The organism is Neisseria sp. P0021.S007 (genome assembly GCF_051956855.1).
This window is the reverse complement of sequence record NZ_JBQCXA010001456.1, coordinates 1-478: the sequence shown is the minus strand read 5'-3', so window position 1 is coordinate 478 and position 478 is coordinate 1. Positions and strand designations below refer to the sequence as shown.

Sequence of the window (478 nt, the reverse complement as noted above, 5' to 3'; positions counted from 1 at the left end):
TAATAGCCGTTGGCAGTCGGTTCGTCGATGGTAACGGCCACAATCACGCGTGGATTTTTAGCCGGAGCAAAACCGATAAACGTACCGACGTGTTTGTTGTCCACATAGCGACCATTGACCAGTTTACGCGCTGTACCGGTTTTCGCACCTACGTCGAAACCATCCACAGCACCGGCAGTACCGGTACCGCCGGCTTCAGTAACGGAAACCATCAACTCGCGCACTTTTTTCGCAGTAGAGGCTTTGATGACGCGCTTGCCTTTAGGGGCAACCGCTTGTTTTTCAAAGCTGACCGGCAACAATTCGCCATCATGGGTCAAGACAGTATAGGCTCGCGCCAATTGCAACAGGCTTAATTGCAGGCCATAACCGAAAGACATGGTTGCCTGTTCGATTTTTTGCCATCTGCGCCAGCTTCTCAACAAACCTGCAGTCTCACCAGGAAAGCCTGAATGCATGCGCACGCCTACACCTAAAT

Annotated in this window: 1 protein-coding gene; it reads right to left on the bottom strand. The window is 51.7% G+C overall.

Going from position 1 to position 478, the window contains the following annotated elements; genetic code table 11:
• Nucleotides 1-478 (bottom strand): penicillin-binding transpeptidase domain-containing protein (locus tag ACTHUR_RS19675; RefSeq protein WP_440400479.1); only part of this gene is annotated, 478 nt, incomplete at both ends.